Annotated in this window: 15 protein-coding genes; 6 read left to right on the top strand and 9 right to left on the bottom strand. The window is 38.3% G+C overall.

Features of this window, described 5'->3' with window-relative positions; translation table 11 throughout:
- Positions 1-42 precede the first annotated feature (42 nt).
- Complete coding sequence (locus tag QNI15_RS09550) at positions 43-2,481, bottom strand: PspC domain-containing protein (protein ID WP_314031536.1); 2,439 nt, start codon at positions 2,479-2,481, stop codon at positions 43-45.
- A gap of 104 nt (positions 2,482-2,585) precedes the next feature.
- A complete protein-coding gene (locus QNI15_RS09545) occupies positions 2,586-2,966 on the bottom strand; it encodes a PadR family transcriptional regulator (RefSeq protein WP_313978594.1) in 381 nt (126 codons plus the stop codon).
- 258 nt (positions 2,967-3,224) lie between these two features.
- Here QNI15_RS09545 and QNI15_RS09540 point away from each other — a divergent pair, with 258 nt between their 5' ends.
- Positions 3,225-4,202, top strand: a complete 978-nt coding sequence (locus tag QNI15_RS09540) for a helix-turn-helix transcriptional regulator (RefSeq protein ID WP_314000432.1) — start codon at positions 3,225-3,227, stop codon at positions 4,200-4,202.
- A gap of 60 nt (positions 4,203-4,262) precedes the next feature.
- Here QNI15_RS09540 and QNI15_RS09535 read toward each other — a convergent pair whose 3' ends face one another.
- Entirely contained in the window at positions 4,263-4,715 is a 453-nt protein-coding gene (locus tag QNI15_RS09535) for a DUF2721 domain-containing protein (RefSeq protein ID WP_313978598.1), read from the bottom strand.
- A 336-nt stretch (positions 4,716-5,051) separates the two neighbouring features.
- Between QNI15_RS09535 and QNI15_RS09530 the strand changes: the two genes are divergently transcribed.
- From QNI15_RS09530 to QNI15_RS09520, 3 genes are all read left to right on the top strand, one after another.
- Entirely contained in the window at positions 5,052-5,522 is a 471-nt protein-coding gene (locus QNI15_RS09530; RefSeq protein ID WP_314000430.1) for a MarR family winged helix-turn-helix transcriptional regulator, read from the top strand.
- 67 nt (positions 5,523-5,589) lie between these two features.
- Positions 5,590-8,043, top strand: a complete 2,454-nt coding sequence (locus QNI15_RS09525; protein WP_314031534.1) for a 3-hydroxyacyl-CoA dehydrogenase/enoyl-CoA hydratase family protein — start codon at positions 5,590-5,592, stop codon at positions 8,041-8,043.
- A 69-nt stretch (positions 8,044-8,112) separates the two neighbouring features.
- Positions 8,113-9,291, top strand: a complete 1,179-nt coding sequence (locus QNI15_RS09520) for an acetyl-CoA C-acyltransferase (RefSeq protein ID WP_314000426.1) — start codon at positions 8,113-8,115, stop codon at positions 9,289-9,291.
- Positions 9,292-9,350: 59 nt separating this feature from the next.
- Here QNI15_RS09520 and QNI15_RS09515 read toward each other — a convergent pair whose 3' ends face one another.
- A complete protein-coding gene (locus tag QNI15_RS09515) occupies positions 9,351-10,604 on the bottom strand; it encodes a M20/M25/M40 family metallo-hydrolase (protein WP_314031532.1) in 1,254 nt (417 codons plus the stop codon).
- A gap of 140 nt (positions 10,605-10,744) precedes the next feature.
- Between QNI15_RS09515 and QNI15_RS09510 the strand changes: the two genes are divergently transcribed.
- Positions 10,745-11,515 (top strand): prolipoprotein diacylglyceryl transferase, encoded by a 771-nt coding sequence (locus QNI15_RS09510; RefSeq protein WP_314031531.1) that lies wholly within the window; start codon positions 10,745-10,747, stop codon positions 11,513-11,515.
- Between the two features lie 63 nt (positions 11,516-11,578).
- On the opposite strand, the gene QNI15_RS09505 is transcribed toward QNI15_RS09510, so the two are convergent.
- Positions 11,579-12,409, bottom strand: a complete 831-nt coding sequence (locus QNI15_RS09505) for a hypothetical protein (RefSeq protein ID WP_314031530.1) — start codon at positions 12,407-12,409, stop codon at positions 11,579-11,581.
- Between the two features lie 252 nt (positions 12,410-12,661).
- Here QNI15_RS09505 and QNI15_RS09500 point away from each other — a divergent pair, with 252 nt between their 5' ends.
- On the top strand, positions 12,662-14,074 hold the full coding sequence (locus QNI15_RS09500) for a radical SAM protein (protein ID WP_314000419.1): 1,413 nt from the start codon (positions 12,662-12,664) through the stop codon (positions 14,072-14,074).
- A gap of 85 nt (positions 14,075-14,159) precedes the next feature.
- Here QNI15_RS09500 and QNI15_RS09495 read toward each other — a convergent pair whose 3' ends face one another.
- The 4 genes from QNI15_RS09495 to yihA form a co-directional block, all read right to left on the bottom strand.
- Complete coding sequence (locus QNI15_RS09495; protein ID WP_314000417.1) at positions 14,160-14,612, bottom strand: SRPBCC domain-containing protein; 453 nt, start codon at positions 14,610-14,612, stop codon at positions 14,160-14,162.
- A gap of 68 nt (positions 14,613-14,680) precedes the next feature.
- Positions 14,681-15,544 carry a helix-turn-helix domain-containing protein gene (locus QNI15_RS09490; RefSeq protein WP_314031528.1) on the bottom strand — a complete coding sequence of 288 codons (864 nt, stop codon included), beginning with the start codon at positions 15,542-15,544 and terminating at the stop codon, positions 14,681-14,683.
- A gap of 284 nt (positions 15,545-15,828) precedes the next feature.
- Positions 15,829-16,197, bottom strand: coding sequence for a TonB family protein (locus QNI15_RS09485; RefSeq protein ID WP_313978621.1), 369 nt, complete (start codon positions 16,195-16,197; stop codon positions 15,829-15,831).
- Between the two features lie 292 nt (positions 16,198-16,489).
- The gene (yihA, locus tag QNI15_RS09480) at positions 16,490-17,104 is read right to left on the bottom strand and encodes a ribosome biogenesis GTP-binding protein YihA/YsxC (RefSeq protein ID WP_313978622.1); all 615 of its coding nucleotides are present in this window, start codon (positions 17,102-17,104) and stop codon (positions 16,490-16,492) included.
- Between the last annotated feature and the right edge of the window lie 262 nt (positions 17,105-17,366).

Here is a 17,366-nt window from a genome sequence, read left to right as displayed (position 1 = left end):
CGGTTGTTTGGCTTGCTTTTTTTGTAACAAACAGAGTTAAATTTATTCTTTATCAATAGATCCACCACTGTTTGCCTTACCATTTACGCGAGCATCGCCACGGTAGCGTATATGACCACCACTATTGGCATTCGCCTCCAACTGTTGATTGACATTAAGTTCAACAGAAGCGCCGCTGTTTGCATTCACATCAGCATTCTCGGCTTCCAGGTCAAATGCTGATAGCTGAGCGGCGCTGGTCGCGTCAACATTCAGATCTTTTGTATTTCCACGTAAAGTTAATTGTCCGGCAGAACTTACATCTACCTTTAATTCATCAGCATCTACATCAATTTCACCTCTTGCTCCTGCTGAGATATCAATATCCAGGTCATGTAAATCATCAAAATTATGTACCTCAAATGAAGTTGCACCTGAGAAATCGAATCCTTCTGCATCAGGCATAGTAATATGTATTGTTAAACGTGGCCCTTCCTCCCGGTTCCACTCTTCCCATTTAAACAAAGGCTTTCTCCAAGTAATTTCCAGCTCATCTCCATTCTTATCAAATTCAACATCATCAATGTCGTCATCATTACCTTCTATAGCTACCCGATATCTATCGTCCTGCTCAACAATCACCTGAAAAGGTCCTCTAATACGTAAGTGTTTAAAATCTCTGTAATCACGTCTGGTACTATTGCTATAAAACTCCTCATTATCAAACTCTTTCCCCTGGTTACATGTAATACAAACCAATCCTTCTCTCTCCGTAAACTGGAAAATATTTCCGTTCATTTGTGAGGTATTATATCCATTCCGATATAATGTATTCTCAAGAATATTCTCCAATTCAGGGTCCATCCGGAATTTCTTTCCATAAGGAACATATAACTTCATGTGTAATTCCTGATTACGGAATTTTGCCCCTTTCTTATATTCAAAATGAGAATCAAAGATCAGTGTTGTATCTCTTTGCACTACATTATAGTCTATCATCTGAGCATTTTCCTGGGCATCTTCTCTTGAAGATCCTCTTGCTTCAAATTTCTGTTCCAGTTTAGGTTCGTTCCCACTAAACCCTTCAATCTCCAGTCTGGCACGTTGATTCCAGTCATCACCAACATCATTCAGATCAATAAATAAACCTTTGTCACCAATCGTGTATTCTGTAGTTTTTTCAAAGGTAGCCTCTCGTCTGAATTCATTTATTACTCTAGGAACTGTAAACGCAACTCCCAAAAGTGCCAATATCCAGAGGCTAAATAGTGTCCAACCAACAGGTTGATTCAATACAACACGTTTTGACAATAAACTCAGGCCAATCACTCCCAAAAATATGGCAGGAATTCCCATGGCAGCAAAGGCAGCCAGCCAGCCAAAGAACGGGAATGTATTATGAAACATGGCTACCGGCATACTACCCATAACAATTGAATCAGGAGCATCCCATCCAATTCCTATACCTAGAAATATAAGAGCAGCAAACAACAAGGATACAGCTATGATCACCACCATTAACCCTGCAAATATTCGTGCAGCTTCTACCAGAAAAACAGCCAAAGGGCCTAACACTTTTCCTAATGCTTCAAACACTGCAGCTATGGCACGAAACGGAAACAGGATGATTTTAGTGGCTGTATTCTCAGGAGCATTTACATCACCTTGAATGTTTTTTTTTACATTGGCCTCTATATTGGTTAATGTCACAGGCTCCCCTTGCATCTCCATCTTTTCTGTAAGAGATTTTGCCTCTGGCATACTAATCCATAATACAATGTATAGAAGGATACCTGTTCCAAATAATAATACTGCCAACACAAATAACAACCGGATAATGGTCACATCAGTATTAAAATAAGCAGCAAGCCCACTACATACTCCACCTAGAGTACGATTATCAGGATTACGATATAATTTCTTAAAAGGCTGGCTCTCTTCCAGACTTCTCGAACCAGGAACTACAATCCAAAGTACAACATAGGCAACGAATGCAGTACCAGAGAAAGAACCTGGTAAGAAGAATAAATCCAGTAATGTTCCAACAAATAAAAGGCGTATCCAGACAGGGTCAATTTCAAAATAAGCAGCTATGCCTGAACAAACACCTCCCAGCACCTTTCTGTCGAGATCCCGAAATAATCGTTTGGGTTTGGCATTGTTCAAGCTAGCAGCCTCATTGTAAGCGTTGTTGTTCTGTTTAGTTTTCGTAGTTGTAGTAGCAAGTTCTTCGTCAGCGATCGCCTCAAAATCAGGAATATTACCCATTGTGGCGATCAAATTATCTACATCTTCAGATGTAATTACCTGTTTGCCGGCATTTAGCTTACCGGAAAATATTTCAGCGATTCTGTTTTCAATATCTGATATAATCTCTACTCCGTCCTCATAATTGGAAAAATAGCGTTGTACTCCGGACAAATAACTCTTCAGTTTCTCATACCCGTCTTCTTCAATGTAGAAGATCATACCACTTATATTAATACTGATTGTCTTTTTCATATGTATAAAGTTTGGAAGCCGACTGCAATAGATTCTGATCTATACTAAGTTTGATTATCAATTATTTATGAATATCGTAACAGCTGGTAACCTGACTATTTTCTCTAAGGAGCATATTCTTCTTCTGTAAATGAATTTCCCTCTGAAGCATTCCCATTTTTGTGCTGTATTATCTGTTGTGTAGAAGATACCAACTCCTCCCATGTTTTCTGTAACTCTATCAGAAACTGTTTACCAGTGTCAGTGAGTGTATAATATTTGCGAGGAGGCCCAGAAACGGATTCAACCCATTTGTATTCTACTAGTCCTGCATTTTTTAAGCGTGTTAGTAAAGGATAGAGTGTCCCTTCTACCACCATAATCTTGGCAGCAGTCAACTCCTCCAACATATCGGATGCGTAAACCTCCCCACGGGATATGATATGAAGTATGCAGAACTCCAGAATCCCTTTACGCATCTGCACTTGTGTATTTTCGACGTTCATATTTTCTCACTAATTGAATGATAAAAGCATTGATGAATCAAACTGCCATAGTGTTATTCACTCGTTGTTTTATTTATTGAACACTACAAAGGTAAAAGAAGGTACTATGTAAAACAAGGTACTTTATAAGATATTTATCCTTCATAGGTTAAAAGGAGAAAAATATGGATGAGTGGTAATAAAGTCAGAGCCTATAAAAAGTGTATGCTGCTAAAATCCTGTTATTTTTGTATTTGTAACCTTTTATCAGAAATAACTATGAACCGTATAGACCGCTTACAAGCTATCCTGACTCAGTTACAAAGCAAACGAATTGTGAAAGCACAGGAGATTGCAGACCGATTCGAGATTAGTTTGCGCACTGTATATCGCGATATCCGGGCCTTGGAAGAAGGAGGGGTTCCCATTGGAGCAGAAGCGGGTATAGGTTATTACCTAATGGAAGGATATCATCTGCCGCCTGTAATGTTTTCAAATACAGAAGCCCATGCACTATTATTAGGTGCCAAATTAATAGAGAATATGGCGGATCAATCTGTTGATACAGCATTCCAATCCGCGTTATATAAGATCAAGTCTGTATTAAAAACAAATTCCAAAGACAGTCTGGAGGATCTGGATCAGCGCATAAAAGTAGTTTCCAGTACACGCACTGCCCCTCAAACATTTGATAGTCATTTCCTTTCTGATATTCAACAAGCATTAGCTCAGCATCAAACATTAACCATCGAATATTTCTCCTCATATAACACTAAATTGACTGAACGTACAGTAGAGCCTGTAGGATTGCTCTATTATAACTCCGACTGGCATATGATTGCTTATTGTCTGCTTCGTAATGATTATCGGGACTTTCGTGTAGATCGAATTAAAAGTCTGAAGTTCTCCAAAACTTTTAAAAGCCGTTCTTCAGATACTCTCCAAAATTACCTGGATAATCTTGCAAGAACTGAACATCTGGAAGAAGCAGTTATCATCTTTGATAAAGAGATACTGCGTTATGCAGCTCCACAAAGATATGGGTATGGATTTGTATCAGAAGAAGATCTAGGGAATCAGGTACGTATGCGTTTTTTAGTAGGCTCTACTATGGGTATGGCACACTGGCTACTTATGTATACGAATGCTGTAACTATCGAATCGCCCTTCGGCTTGAAAGAAGCTGTCCAAAAACTGGTCATAGAGTTACAGGGGCACTACTTTGCAGAATCTCAACCAATCATAGCAAACGAGTAAGCTTTCATATAGATACAACTCAATCCATTCAAAATGGCAGAAACTACATATAATTTTCTGTCATTTGTGTTTCTTTTTGAAGTTTATTTTATCTGGCAATTCTATCCCAAATTCAGAAGGCAGACTTTCCTCCATATCACTTAATTGGATATTCAATGCTTTCGTTGATTTATAAATCTCCGCTACTGAAATACTTAATGAGATCATCAGCGTTACCAGAGAAGCTCCAAATGCATAAGTAGCCAACTCCATCTTCCCATTAAAAATAAGAAACATACTTACTACACTTAAAAATAAGCTCATTACCCCTACTACCTGCATGTTTCGAATCAAATTAATACGTTGTCGCAGATTACGAATCTGTGCAATCAGCTTAGGATCATGACTATCCTGGTACAAAGCATGAAGATTACGAATCAGGCTGGCAGTTGCCATAAAACGATTCGTATAGGCCAACATAAGTAATGATATTGTAGGAAAAATAAATGCAGGTACATTAACTGATAACTCCATAAAACAGACCGATGCTCATTATTAACTTTTGAAATATACTACATTCCCAGCTTAAATGTCAATGCCTTGGGTATATTATCACTTCCGTTAACAACAAGCTTGGTTACTATAGTTATTCACTTAGAATTAAAAGTATCATTCAATTGTTTTTCCTTTATTCGATAAAAAATATGAAAAAATAATTATATCCGTATGCATGCATAACAATATTTTGTTATTTTTGGAGAAGTAATTTAAAGAAAAAGAGATAAAAACAATAAAATCAGGTAGGCAAAAGTTTTGTTCACAGACCTGCTTACGTCTATTTATAATACTTCCAATTGGCATTATCAATTTATGAAACGCGAAGAAACCGTTGATTATCAAATAAAAGCTTGTTGGCATGCCATTTCGCGTATGTATAATGGAGAAGCAGCGCAACATGATTTCACAATGGCTATTGGGCATGTATTGCTTACTATTGATGCAGAAAAAGGAACACCAGCCACTCACATAGGACCACTGGTAGGTCTCGAGAGTCGCAGTCTCACCCGTATGTTGCGAACACTGGAAGAAGATGGCCTGATCTATCGTGAAACAAACGCAAGAGATAAACGCTTCGTAAATGTTTTTCTGACAGAAAGTGGGAAAGAAAAACGTGAAATAGCACGTCGTACAGTGCGTGAATTTAACTTCATGATCCGAAATAATGTTCCTTCTGAAAAACTGGATATCTTCTTTGATGTAGTTCAGCAAATTACTAAACTGGTAGAACAACGGCGTACCTTACAATCATCTGCATTGATGGAAACAGATCTTCCGGAATAATTTTAGTCATACTCTTCATCACTAATCTATTATATATCTTTTTCATTCTTAATTCCTTTTCTGAATTATGGAAACATTAGTTGCCGAGAAAATACAGACTACAGGACAAAAAACTCACCGCAATCGCCCGATCAGACGAGTAACGGTACTGGGTGCAGGTATTATGGGTTCGCGAATTGCTTGTCATTTCGCAAATATCGGTGTGGATGTCCTGTTGTTGGATATGGTGCCTAAAGACCTGAATGATGCCGAAAAAGCAAAAGGTTTAACACTGGATAATAAAAACGTACGAAACAGAATTGTCAATGATCTGTTTCAGACGGCCATCAAAGCTAGCCCTGCGCCTCTATACAATACTTCCTTTACCAACCGTATCTCACTAGGGAACTTTGAAGACAATATGAAAGATATTGCTACTTCAGATTGGGTGATAGAGGTTGTTGTTGAAAGACTGGATATCAAAAAACTTATTTACGAACAAGTTGAAAAATATAGAAAGCCTGGCACCTTAATTACATCCAATACTTCAGGTATTCCTATTCACCTGATGTCTGAAGGTCGGAGTGAAGATTTCCAGAAACATTTCTGTGGTACACATTTCTTTAATCCTCCACGCTATTTACGTCTACTGGAAGTAATTCCTGGACCTAAAACCAATCCGGAAGTTATTGACTTTGTGATGCAGTATGGAGATCGATATCTGGGTAAAACAACCGTATTATGTAAAGATACTCCTGCATTTATCGCTAATCGTGTAGGTGTTTATGCCATGATGAGTGTAATAAAAGCAACTGAAGAATTTGGACTGACTATAGAGGAGATAGATAAACTGACAGGTGATATTTCAGGAAAGCCTAAATCTGGTACTTTCCGTTTATCAGATGTTGTAGGTTTGGATACTACTGTAAATGTTGCCAATGGCTTATATAACAACCTTCCAAACGATGAATCCAAAGAAACATTCAAGCTTCCTGCTATTGTTCAAAAACTGAGTGAAAATAAATGGCTGGGAGATAAAACAGGCCAGGGATTTTATAAAAAGATTAAAAATGCAGCAGGTCAGTCCGAAATCCTTTCACTTGATCTGAAAACATTGGAATACCGCCCTCAACAAAAGGCACGTCTGTCTGTATTCGAACTAACGAAAGGAGTAGATGACCTGAAAAAACGCCTTCAGATTCTGATTAATGCCAAAGGAAAAGAAGGTGACTTCATGCGTGCTACTACCTATGATCTTTTCAGTTATGTCACTCATCGTATCCCTGAAATATCAGACGAGTTATACCGTATAGATCAGGCTATTTGTGCAGGTTTTGGCTGGCAGATTGGTCCATTCGAAACGTGGGATGCACTGGGAGTTCAGGCAACGATTACCAAAATGGAAGCTGCAGGTAAAAAACCAGCAGCCTGGGTATATGAAATGCTAGCCAATGGTCATGATACTTTCTATAAAGTAGAAGGTGGTATCCGAAAATACTATGATCTACAGGCTAAAGGATATAAAGCAGTACCTGGAACAGAAGAATTTATTCTGCTGGATACCTTAAGAGGCAATAAAGTAGTTTGGGAAAACAAAGGGGCCACACTATTTGATATTGGTGATGGAGTGTTGAACCTAGAAGCTCATACCAAAATGAATACCTTAGGCCCAGAAGTAATTGAAGGTATTAACAAGGCAATCTCTATTGCAGAAAAAGACTTCAGAGGTTTGGTAATTGCCAATGAAGGTGAAAACTTCTCAGCAGGAGCTAATCTGGGTATGCTGTTTATGTTTGCTGTTGAACAGGAATATGACGAAGTAGACCTGATGATCCGTCAGTTTCAAAACACGATGATGCGGGTACGTTACTCTGCGATTCCGGTTGTTGTAGCTCCGGCAGGACTTACACTGGGAGGTGGATGTGAGATGACTCTGCATGCAGATCGTGTACAAGCTGCAGCTGAAAGTTATATCGGTTTGGTAGAAGTGGGTGTCGGTCTGATTCCAGGTGGTGGTGGTTGTAAAGAAATGGCTCTTCGCCTATCAGATGCTTATGAAGCAGGAGACATTGAACTGAACTCACTCCAGAATGCCTTTATGAATGTGGCAATGGCAAAAGTATCTACTTCAGCCTATGAAGCATTCGACATGAAATATCTTCGTCGTGGTGATAAAGTAACCTTAAATCGTAGTCGCTTGATTGCTGATGCAAAAGAATCTGTACTGGAACTGGCAGATGCCGGATATACCCAAGCCAAACAACGTAAAGATGTAAAGGTACAGGGACGTACAGGTATAGCGTTATTCAAAGCAGGTATAGCTGCTATGCGTTATGGCAAATATATCAGTGAACACGATCAGAAAATTGCAGAGAAGTTAGCTTATGTAATGTGTGGTGGGGATCTATCCTATCCACAGATGGTGACAGAACAATACTTGCTGGATCTGGAAAGAGAAGCTTTCTTGTCATTATGTGGTGAACGTAAGACCCTTGAGAGAATCCAAAGTCTGCTGAATGGAGGCAAACCTCTCAGAAACTAATTACCTGAATGATTTCAGTCACTATTTCGTTTTCATTACAGAATACTTTCATTTAAAAAATCTGACAATATGAATGCATATATAGTAGCCGGATATAGAACTGCTGTAGGTAAAGCGCCTCGTGGAGGGTTTCGGTTTACCCGTCCAGATGATCTGGCAGCAGAAGTAATTAAAAAACTGGTAGCCTCTGTGCCAGCATTAGACCCTGCTCGTGTAGACGATATTATTGTAGGGAACGCAGTACCTGAAGCAGAACAAGGCATGCAGATGGGACGGATGATTTCATTACTTTCTATGCCTATAAGTGTTCCAGGAATGGTTATCAACCGTTACTGTGGGTCAGGAGTAGAAGCTATTGCTATTGCTTCGGCTAAAATCCATGCAGGGATGGCGGATTGTATGATTGCCGGAGGAACAGAATCTATGTCGCTTGTACCTACTACAGGCTGGAAACTGGCACCCAATTATGAATTAACTCTTCCTCATCCTGACTATTACCTGGGTATGGGACTTACTGCCGAGCAGGTGGCAGATCAGTACCACATCACTCGTCAGGAGCAGGACGAATTTGCGTTCAAATCTCATCAAAAAGCACTTAATGCAATCAAGAGTGGATATTTCAAGGAGCAGATTGTTCCTATCACTGTAAAGGAAACTTATTTTGATGCAGATAGTGGCAAAAAGAAAACCCGCGAATATGTAGTAGATACAGACGAAGGTCCACGGGCAGATACCAACCTGGATGCTTTGGGAAAGCTAAAACCTGTATTTGCAGCAGGCGGAAGTGTAACGGCAGGTAACTCTTCTCAAACATCTGATGGAGCAGGCTTTGTGTTGGTTATGTCTGAACGGATGGTAAATGAGTTAAATCTGAAACCGATTGCCCGTATGATTACTTATGCAGCTATGGGTGTAGAACCTCGCATCATGGGTATTGGTCCTGTGGCCGCTATCCCACAAGCTTTAAAACAAGCTGGTATGAAGCTGGATGATATTCAACAGATTGAATTAAATGAAGCATTTGCAGCTCAGGCACTGGCAGTAATCAAAACACTTGGTATCAATCCTGATATCGTAAACCCTAATGGTGGTGCTATTGCATTAGGCCATGCCTTGGGTTCAACTGGTGCCAGATTGTCTATTCAGTTATTTAATGAAATGCGCCGACAGAATCAGAAATATGGTATGGTGACAGCCTGTGTGGGTGGTGGACAAGGAGTAGCAGGGATCTATGAGTTTTTAAACTAATTTAGTGTATCTGATACAGTGAAAGAGGCAGGCCAAAAACCTGCCTCTTTTTGTTTCGATTAGAATTGTACTGTAAGTGTAACGGTTTCAGTTCCTCTGCGGATCTTAACCTGAGCGGATGCTCCTTTTTCATAAAAGTTTAGGGCTTCCATATATGTATGGATATCAGTAACCTTATGCTCATCAATAGCCACAATCACATCTCCTGCCAACACACCTGCTTTTTTAGCGGGTTTATTCTCAGAGACTGCGTCTACTTTCAACCCATTTCCATCGGAAGCATAACTTGGCATGATTCCCATAGTAACCTTCATAGAAACAGAAGCACTTTGATTACTGTTGGTTTTAGTAGGAGTAAAAGCCAGATGAGGCAGTACAGCTATGTCTGAAATAACCTGAATGATATACTGTAAAACAATCTGCTCTCCTACGTAATTAATCTTATCTGCATCATCACCAGGTTTATGATAATCGCTATGAGATCCTGTAAAAAAATGTAATACCGGAATATTCTTCAGGTAAAAAGATGTATGATCAGAAGCTCCTATTCCGGAAGAATCGAATGAGGCTTTCAACTTATCTGACTCGTATTTACGAAGTATATTTCCCCATGATGGACTAGTCCCTATTCCACTTACAATGAGTGTCTTGTTTTCAGGAAGTCTACCTATCATATCCATATTCAACATACAGTCTATCTTTGAAAGATCAATGGTAGGATGGTCTGTGAAATATTTAGATCCCAGCAACCCCATTTCTTCGCCAGAGAAACATATAAACAAAAAGTTAACCTTCTCTTTTTCTTTATTCTGACTATAATACTTCGCTAGCTCCAATACGCCAGCCACTCCACTAGCATTGTCATCTGCTCCATTATGAATTTTCCCTAAAGGTGAAGTATCCAGTGAGCCACCATCATGCCCCATACCTAAATGGTCATAGTGGGCTCCTATAATAATTGTCTCTCTTGCGCCATTATCCAGATACCCTATTACATTTTTCGTAGTTCGTGTAGTGGTGTCTACAGCGCCATGTGTACCGGAATTTCTTAGTTCAAAACGTTGGAAGTAATCTTTCGTCTCCCCTTTAGATACCAGCTTCAAGACCTTGAACTGGCTGGCAATATAGTCAGCGGCTAACTCACCTCCTTTTTTGCCTGATCCACGCCCTTCCATCTTATCACTGGCCAGTATAGTAATATGCTTTTTTAGTTCTGCTGTAGAAATAGTTTGTGCCCCAGCATTATAAATGCTCAGCAGAGATAAGGTGATTCCAATAAGTGCATTTCTCTTCATGGTATTTGAAGTCATCATGGTTTGTATTTTTTGAAAAATTCATGTACTTGTAGCTATAGGTCATCTTCATCGATATCTTCAAACTTAAAACTTCTTTTTCAGTTTTGACTATTGGAAGATTAACTATCTTTCCAGGAATCTATTCAATTTTCTTATCTGTGACCTTTCCTGTAAACTTTCACATAGCCGGATTTACCATCAATTCTCATTTAGTATTTGAGATATTATCGTACTCCATTGGTTTTCAGTATTACTTATGGCTACGTCGTCATACACATGACCCTATCAGCAACTCAGATCGTCTCTGGATATTTATCGGAACTGCGGCTGGAGGGTTAATTGGTTCTCGGCTGATCGGTATACTTGAAAACCCGAATATATTCATACAGACCTCTGGAAACTGGATAGTTTACTTGCAAAGCAAAACTATTGTAGGAGGTCTACTGGGAGGATTGATTGGAGTTGAACTAACAAAAAAACAGTTGGGTGTCACTACTTCATCAGGAGATCTGATGGTTTATCCTATTATATTGGGAATGGTTCTGGGACGTATTGGTTGTTTTCTGGCAGGCATAACAGATGGTACACATGGTAGTCCCTGCTCATTGCCCTGGTGTATGAATCTGGGAGACGGAATTCCACGCCACCCGGCTGCCTTATACGAGATTCTGTTCTTACTTATAGTAGGAACATTTATCTTTTTCCTTGAACAACAGTATGTATTAACGAATGGCAGTCGATTTAAAATCCTGTTAGCATCTTATCTTATTTTTCGCTTCTTCATTGAGTTTATCAAACCTGTCTATCGATTCAGCTTTGGCTTATCCACTATACAACTAGCCTGCCTGGCTGGGTTGATCTATTATTATAAAGTTTTTCTCTATCCTGCTAACTTAGTTGATACAAGAAAAAAGATATCGAATACATAAAACAGAAAACCACCGAAGGGCTGGGGCTCCGGTGGTTTATATTCCTAACAAGTAACCGTTCTATTACTCGAAAGTGAATGTTTGAGTAGTACCATTAATAGTAAGTGTAGCCTTATTATCGCAGGTACCATCACCAAAATCGTATGTAGCATCTGGATGTCCATCTCCTTTGATCAGATAAGTTCCGCTTACTAGACCATATTGACAACCTTCACTAATAGACAAGGGACTGGTAATTGTGGCAGAAAAGTTCTTACCATCTTTACCTGTTCCGGAAATACCTCCTGTTGTATTGTAAGTAGCACCAGAGATACTAATGGAATAAGCACTGTTCCATTTCACAGTTGAACCATCAGCATAGGTAAACACAGCATTTTGGAATTTCCAATCATATTTAAGACCTGCTTTTGCTTCAGTTTTAACATAACTCATATCCATTATATAATCTCCTCTCAGTTTTTTCCCATCAGCTTCATAATCAACAAAATTTATAGTGGCATTAAGTCCATTTGTAGTATATGTATAGGTGAATACAAGTTTTCCTTTATAGACAATTCCATTACAGGTTGTACCTGTTCCATAATCAACTGTAACGATAATATTACCAGAAGCTTCACTCCAATTGAAATCTATTACCCCACATGTTCCTTCTTCTATTGCAGTTCGGACATTTTTTATATTAGCAAGTTTTGTATCTGAGGAAATCTTACCAGAAAAATCTATTGCCATATTCCCAATATCATTCACTTCGTTTGTCAAAGAGATCGTAGCTTGAGCAGATGCAAAATCTTCTTCTTTTGCAGGCTTAACTTCATCATCTTTCTTACAGCTTGCTAAAAATGTCACAACAAGTAACAGGGTGAAAATGCGGTAAATAAAAGGGTTCTTACGCATAAGGTCGTTATTGTATCTTTTTAACGGTGAGTGTGTAAATTTTACAGTATTAAATACTGGATTCTTTTTAAACGTAAACTTCTGCCTCTGTAATACACAGAATTATAGATGTAATAAAAACTTTAGTTAACACTTTCACTAATTTCTATAAATAGTTAGGTTCATCTATGATTACAGATTTATCATCAAATATGATACTATATTTTTCTATCTTGCTATATAACATCTTGTAAGAAACCAACCACAAATTATATGTCAAAACAACGTCCTTACACCTATTACGACTTTACATTAAGTCTTTGTTCTACCTGTCTGCGTCGTATTGAGGCCAAAATTGTGTTTGAGAACGATAAAGTTTTTATGCTGAAAAATTGTCCTGAACATGGACGGGAGAAAGTTCTGATAGCAACAGATATACCTTATTATAAAAATATACGAAACTACAACAAGGCCAGTGAGATGCCTCTCAAATTTAATATGGCAACTCATTATGGTTGTCCTTATGATTGTGGTTTGTGTACAGATCACGAGCAACATTCCTGTCTTACACTTATTGAAGTTACAGACAGATGTAACCTCACCTGTCCAACCTGTTATGCTGAATCCTCTCCTACTCATGGCAGACACCGCACCCTGGAAGAAATTAACCGAATGATGGATATTATAGTGGCCAACGAAGGAGAACCGGATGTAATTCAGCTTAGTGGAGGCGAACCTACTGTGCACCCTCAGTTTTTTGAAATACTGGATCTGGCGAAACAAAAGCCTATCAAACACTTAATGGTGAATACTAATGGTATTCGGATTGCACAAGATGAATCTTTTGTAGAAAAATTGGCATCTTATATGCCTGATTTTGAGATTTACCTACAGTTTGATTCTTTTCGGAAGGAAGTACTGGAACAAATGCGGGGAAAAGATTTACGGGATGTACGTAAAAAAGCATTGGAGAATCTCAACAAATACAATGTATCTACAACATTGGTGGTGACTTTGCAGAAAGGATTAAATACAGATGAGATTGGGAGTATCATTGAATATGCATTGCAACAACCCTGTGTGCGGGGTGTCACTTTCCAACCTACTCAGGTTGCAGGCCGACTCGAAAACTTTGATCCTGCCAAAGATCGGTATACACTAACCGAAGTCCGTCAGGATATCCTCAGTCAGACTTCGATTTTTCAGGAAAACGATTTATTACCTGTTCCCTGCAACCCAGATGCTTTGGTAATGGGCTATGCTTTGAAACTGGAAAATCAGGTATTTCCACTTACACGGTTTATCAACCCGGATGATCTACTCAATAATTCCAAGAATACGATTGTCTATGAACAGGATGACCGTCTCAAGGACCATATGGTAAATCTGTTCAGCACAGCAAAATCCGTAGAGTGTGCGACAGATGAACTCAATTCTTTATTATGTTGTCTGCCATCTGTTCAGGCACCTGGATTAACTTATCAAAACCTATTTCGCATTATTATCATGCAGTTTATTGACGCCTATAACTTTGATGTACGGTCTATTAAGAAATCATGTGTGCACATAGTCAACAAAGATGGGAAGATTGTTCCATTTGAGACAATGAATCTGTTTTATCGGGATGATAAGGCAAAATATCTGGAAACACTACGTCTTGAACGGGAAGACAAAAGTATGGTATGATGCTAAGAGGTCGTCTACACTATTTTTATAAGAGCTCGATGATCTGATTTTCTAAAAATAGTGTAGATACCCTTAAATAAGGGTCTTATTCTGTTTCTGCCAGTTTCTTTATCTCTTGTAAAATAGGCCCCCACCCACCACTGTTAATAGCATCACTGTAGCGACTTTCACCTTCAGCAACCTGAGCAAAATCACCTTGAGTCACAACCAGGTTCGTTTTGTCCTCTTCACTATGTAGTATATATGAAACAGTGAGATAGTTCTCCGGCTTATCTTCCAGTTTAGTATTATTGGGATCAAATGTGGTATAAGACAGAACGTTTTCTGGTTTGATTTCAACAATATGTCCTGTAACAGCAACTAATTCCTGCCCATTAAAAACACCTTTCCAGATCAATGAACTACCAACCTTCCAATCAGAAATAGCTTCACAACCGTGCATATATTTCTTTGTTTGTTCAGGATTGGTTAGAAGATTCCAAACCTTGGCAACAGGAGCATCAATACAGATGCTATTCTCTACAATAAGTTGATTCATAGTGATTGCTATATTTTGATAGTTATACTACAATAGTAGAGAGTTTAACGATCAGACTAATTACAACTTTACGGATTATTTCTAACAAAAAAAGGAGTGATACCAAATCTTTTTTTAAATGCATTGTTAAAATATTGAGGAGTAGCAAAACCCAGATCAACAGAAACTTCAGCAGCAGTTTTCTCTGTATCCCGCAAATATGTATATGCCAGTTGCATACGTTGCTCAGCCAGATATCCAAACACTGTAGTATCAAATATCTCTTTAAAACCACGTTTAAGTTTGTATTCGTTTAATCCAACCATTCGTGCAATTTCAGAGAGGTTGGGAGGTGACTGTAGCCGTTCATTTAGTAAGTCTCGCACAGCAATAATCTTCTCTTTATCAATCTGACTTCGGATAAAAGTACTCTTCCTCTGCAACAAAGTCTGATAAGCATCTGCAGACAAAACCAACAACTCAATACTCTTTGAAAGTAAAAATAACTTCTGCAAATCTCCGGTATAAGGACAATGTATAATCTGTTGAATAACATTTTGCGTTGGAAGGTCAATCGGAACCCACTGCTGTGACAGAATTACGTTTTTTTCGCTTAAAATATCTTCAGCAAATTGCTTTAAAGGTTCATTTGCATTTTGTGTGTATTGAATAAATAAATTCTTCGGAAACTGCACTCCAAACGTCTCAATTTCAGGCGTCTTATTTTCAACTATGATATCAAATCCCTTTGAATACATAATATTGTGGTGACTCCCTATAAGATCAAAAGACTGATTGAGTTGTTTATAGACAAATCGATAATCTCCTTTTAGACCAAAATGTAGCCGAACAACATCTGTTGGGCTACTAGCAGTATGACTTACACCTGTAGCGAATTGAGAAATGGCATGTCCCATCTTTATCCCATCGCAATCCCATCTGGTGGCTGTCATTCTTCCATTTTCATAGATAATTTCCTGTTTATTCTCTATAAGTCACAAAATACTATAAAAATTATCATCAGAGGCTATCTGAACTTATTTATAAAAGCTACAAAGGCATCTTTTGAGTAGATCTCGTGAGGTTGTGCCAGTCAAAATAGTCTTGGTTCACTCTAAAATCTGATAGCTGATCTCATTTATAATTTGTTTAGACCGCTTCAAATAGAAAAGGCAAGTCACCATCGACTTGCCTTCATCACTTAACTATTTAATTGCTGCAGAGTGTATTTTCAAGATTACGGTTTGGGTAAAACAAACTTAATAGGTACGCCCACATCCATCCGGTAACCAGGAGCTTTAAATTTAAGCAGTCCGGCAATGCGCATAGCTTCTGCTCCACATCCTCCACCAATCTCTTTTACCAGTTTAAATGAAGAGGTTTTTCCATCAGCTTCCAGTACAAAATTTATCAGGCATTCTCCCTGAATACGATTCCGCTTTGCCGTTGGAGGGTACTGAATCATTTGCTGTATATCAGCAAGAAGTTTTTCCTGACCACCTTCATAATATTCAGCAACAGGAATAATACGCTTGTTCTGTGCCTGAGCAGTCAGACTCATTACTCCAAATGCAATTAGAAATAATACTAAAACCTTGATTTTCATTTTCATAAAAAATAATTCAAAAAAACAGGTAAAACTTTAAGAGAAGTTAAAACAAATAAATTACCAGTGGTATCTTCTTTGGTATACGTAAATACGCTTTCTATGATTTTTGTGATTGCATTCTGATGGCAAAAATGCCTCAAATTATTACAAGCCTTAGAAGTAAGGCTATTACATTGATTTTTGCATTGTGAATACCCGAAATCCTACAAAAGTCTCTTTGTTAGTATACACATTCACAGCAATTTGTATTTAGTAAACCTACCTACTCATAAAACACTTGTGCTATACGTTAGTCTTGAGGTACAGGTTGCCAATCCTGATTCAATTCATCAATAAATTTTAAGATCTCATCTTTTCCTGTTTTTGTTAAGGAAGAAGTAGAGAAAGAAACTGGCATTTCTTCCCAGTAATCAAGCATTTTGGTGGCATATTCATTGAGCAATGCCTGTGTTTTGGTTTTGGATTGTTTGTCTGTCTTCGTAAAAATAATGGCAAATGGCAATTCATTTTCTCCTAACCATTGCATAAACTCCATATCTATCTTTTGGGCAGAGTGACGTGAATCTATTAATACAAATATACAATGGAGGTTTGTCCGATTCTTTAAATACTCCTTTATCATTTTATCCCACTTCTCCCGCTCTTTTTGGCTTGCTTTGGCATATCCATACCCTGGCAAATCCACAAGATACCATTGATCATTGATGGAAAAATGGTTAATCAACTGTGTTTTTCCGGGTGTTTGAGATGTTTTGGCCAATGTCGGCTTGCCTGTAATCATATTGATCAGAGAGGATTTACCAACATTAGATCTTCCAATAAAAGCATACTCTGGCATAGTTGGAGCCGGACACTTTTTATAATCGGTATTACTCTGTTTAAAAACTGCTGTCTGAATTTTCATATCTGAATCTGATTGCTGTTTTGTATACATTCACAGTATCGGCTTTCACAAACTACAAAGAGATTACTTGTACCCTTTATTTACCGCCAGTTGTGAATGTAAATGTGTCTATTTCACCAGTAAACCATTCAACTGGTAATTTTCTGTAAAATTAGAAAAATCCCTTCCCTTTTGCGTGAGTTATTTCGGCAAACTTACATTCTCTCTTCTGAGTGGAGACTTATTACAGAATGCTCTTGTCTGGTAATTCTATACATTTGTT

Origin of the sequence: Xanthocytophaga flava, from assembly GCF_030068545.1 — a bacterium.
Lineage (GTDB): Bacteria > Bacteroidota > Bacteroidia > Cytophagales > 172606-1 > Xanthocytophaga > Xanthocytophaga flava.
The sequence above is the reverse complement of the archived record's forward strand: the minus strand, read 5'-3'. Positions and strand labels throughout refer to the sequence as shown.

What these genes read in the sequence shown, in the direction of transcription:
- QNI15_RS09485 (WP_313978621.1), bottom strand. Translation starts at nt 16,197, where the DNA reads ATGAAAATCAAGGTTTTAGTATTATTTCTAATTGCATTTGGAGTAATG.
- QNI15_RS09540 (WP_314000432.1), top strand. Translation starts at nt 3,225, where the DNA reads ATGAACCGTATAGACCGCTTACAAGCTATCCTGACTCAGTTACAAAGC.
- QNI15_RS09505 (WP_314031530.1), bottom strand. Translation starts at nt 12,409, where the DNA reads ATGCGTAAGAACCCTTTTATTTACCGCATTTTCACCCTGTTACTTGTT.
- QNI15_RS09550 (WP_314031536.1), bottom strand. Translation starts at nt 2,481, where the DNA reads ATGAAAAAGACAATCAGTATTAATATAAGTGGTATGATCTTCTACATT.
- QNI15_RS09500 (WP_314000419.1), top strand. Translation starts at nt 12,662, where the DNA reads ATGTCAAAACAACGTCCTTACACCTATTACGACTTTACATTAAGTCTT.
- QNI15_RS09520 (WP_314000426.1), top strand. Translation starts at nt 8,113, where the DNA reads ATGAATGCATATATAGTAGCCGGATATAGAACTGCTGTAGGTAAAGCG.
- QNI15_RS09495 (WP_314000417.1), bottom strand. Translation starts at nt 14,612, where the DNA reads ATGAATCAACTTATTGTAGAGAATAGCATCTGTATTGATGCTCCTGTT.
- QNI15_RS09530 (WP_314000430.1), top strand. Translation starts at nt 5,052, where the DNA reads ATGAAACGCGAAGAAACCGTTGATTATCAAATAAAAGCTTGTTGGCAT.
- yihA (WP_313978622.1), bottom strand. Translation starts at nt 17,104, where the DNA reads ATGAAAATTCAGACAGCAGTTTTTAAACAGAGTAATACCGATTATAAA.
- QNI15_RS09535 (WP_313978598.1), bottom strand. Translation starts at nt 4,715, where the DNA reads ATGGAGTTATCAGTTAATGTACCTGCATTTATTTTTCCTACAATATCA.
- QNI15_RS09490 (WP_314031528.1), bottom strand. Translation starts at nt 15,544, where the DNA reads ATGACAGCCACCAGATGGGATTGCGATGGGATAAAGATGGGACATGCC.
- QNI15_RS09515 (WP_314031532.1), bottom strand. Translation starts at nt 10,604, where the DNA reads ATGATGACTTCAAATACCATGAAGAGAAATGCACTTATTGGAATCACC.
- QNI15_RS09545 (WP_313978594.1), bottom strand. Translation starts at nt 2,966, where the DNA reads ATGAACGTCGAAAATACACAAGTGCAGATGCGTAAAGGGATTCTGGAG.
- QNI15_RS09525 (WP_314031534.1), top strand. Translation starts at nt 5,590, where the DNA reads ATGGAAACATTAGTTGCCGAGAAAATACAGACTACAGGACAAAAAACT.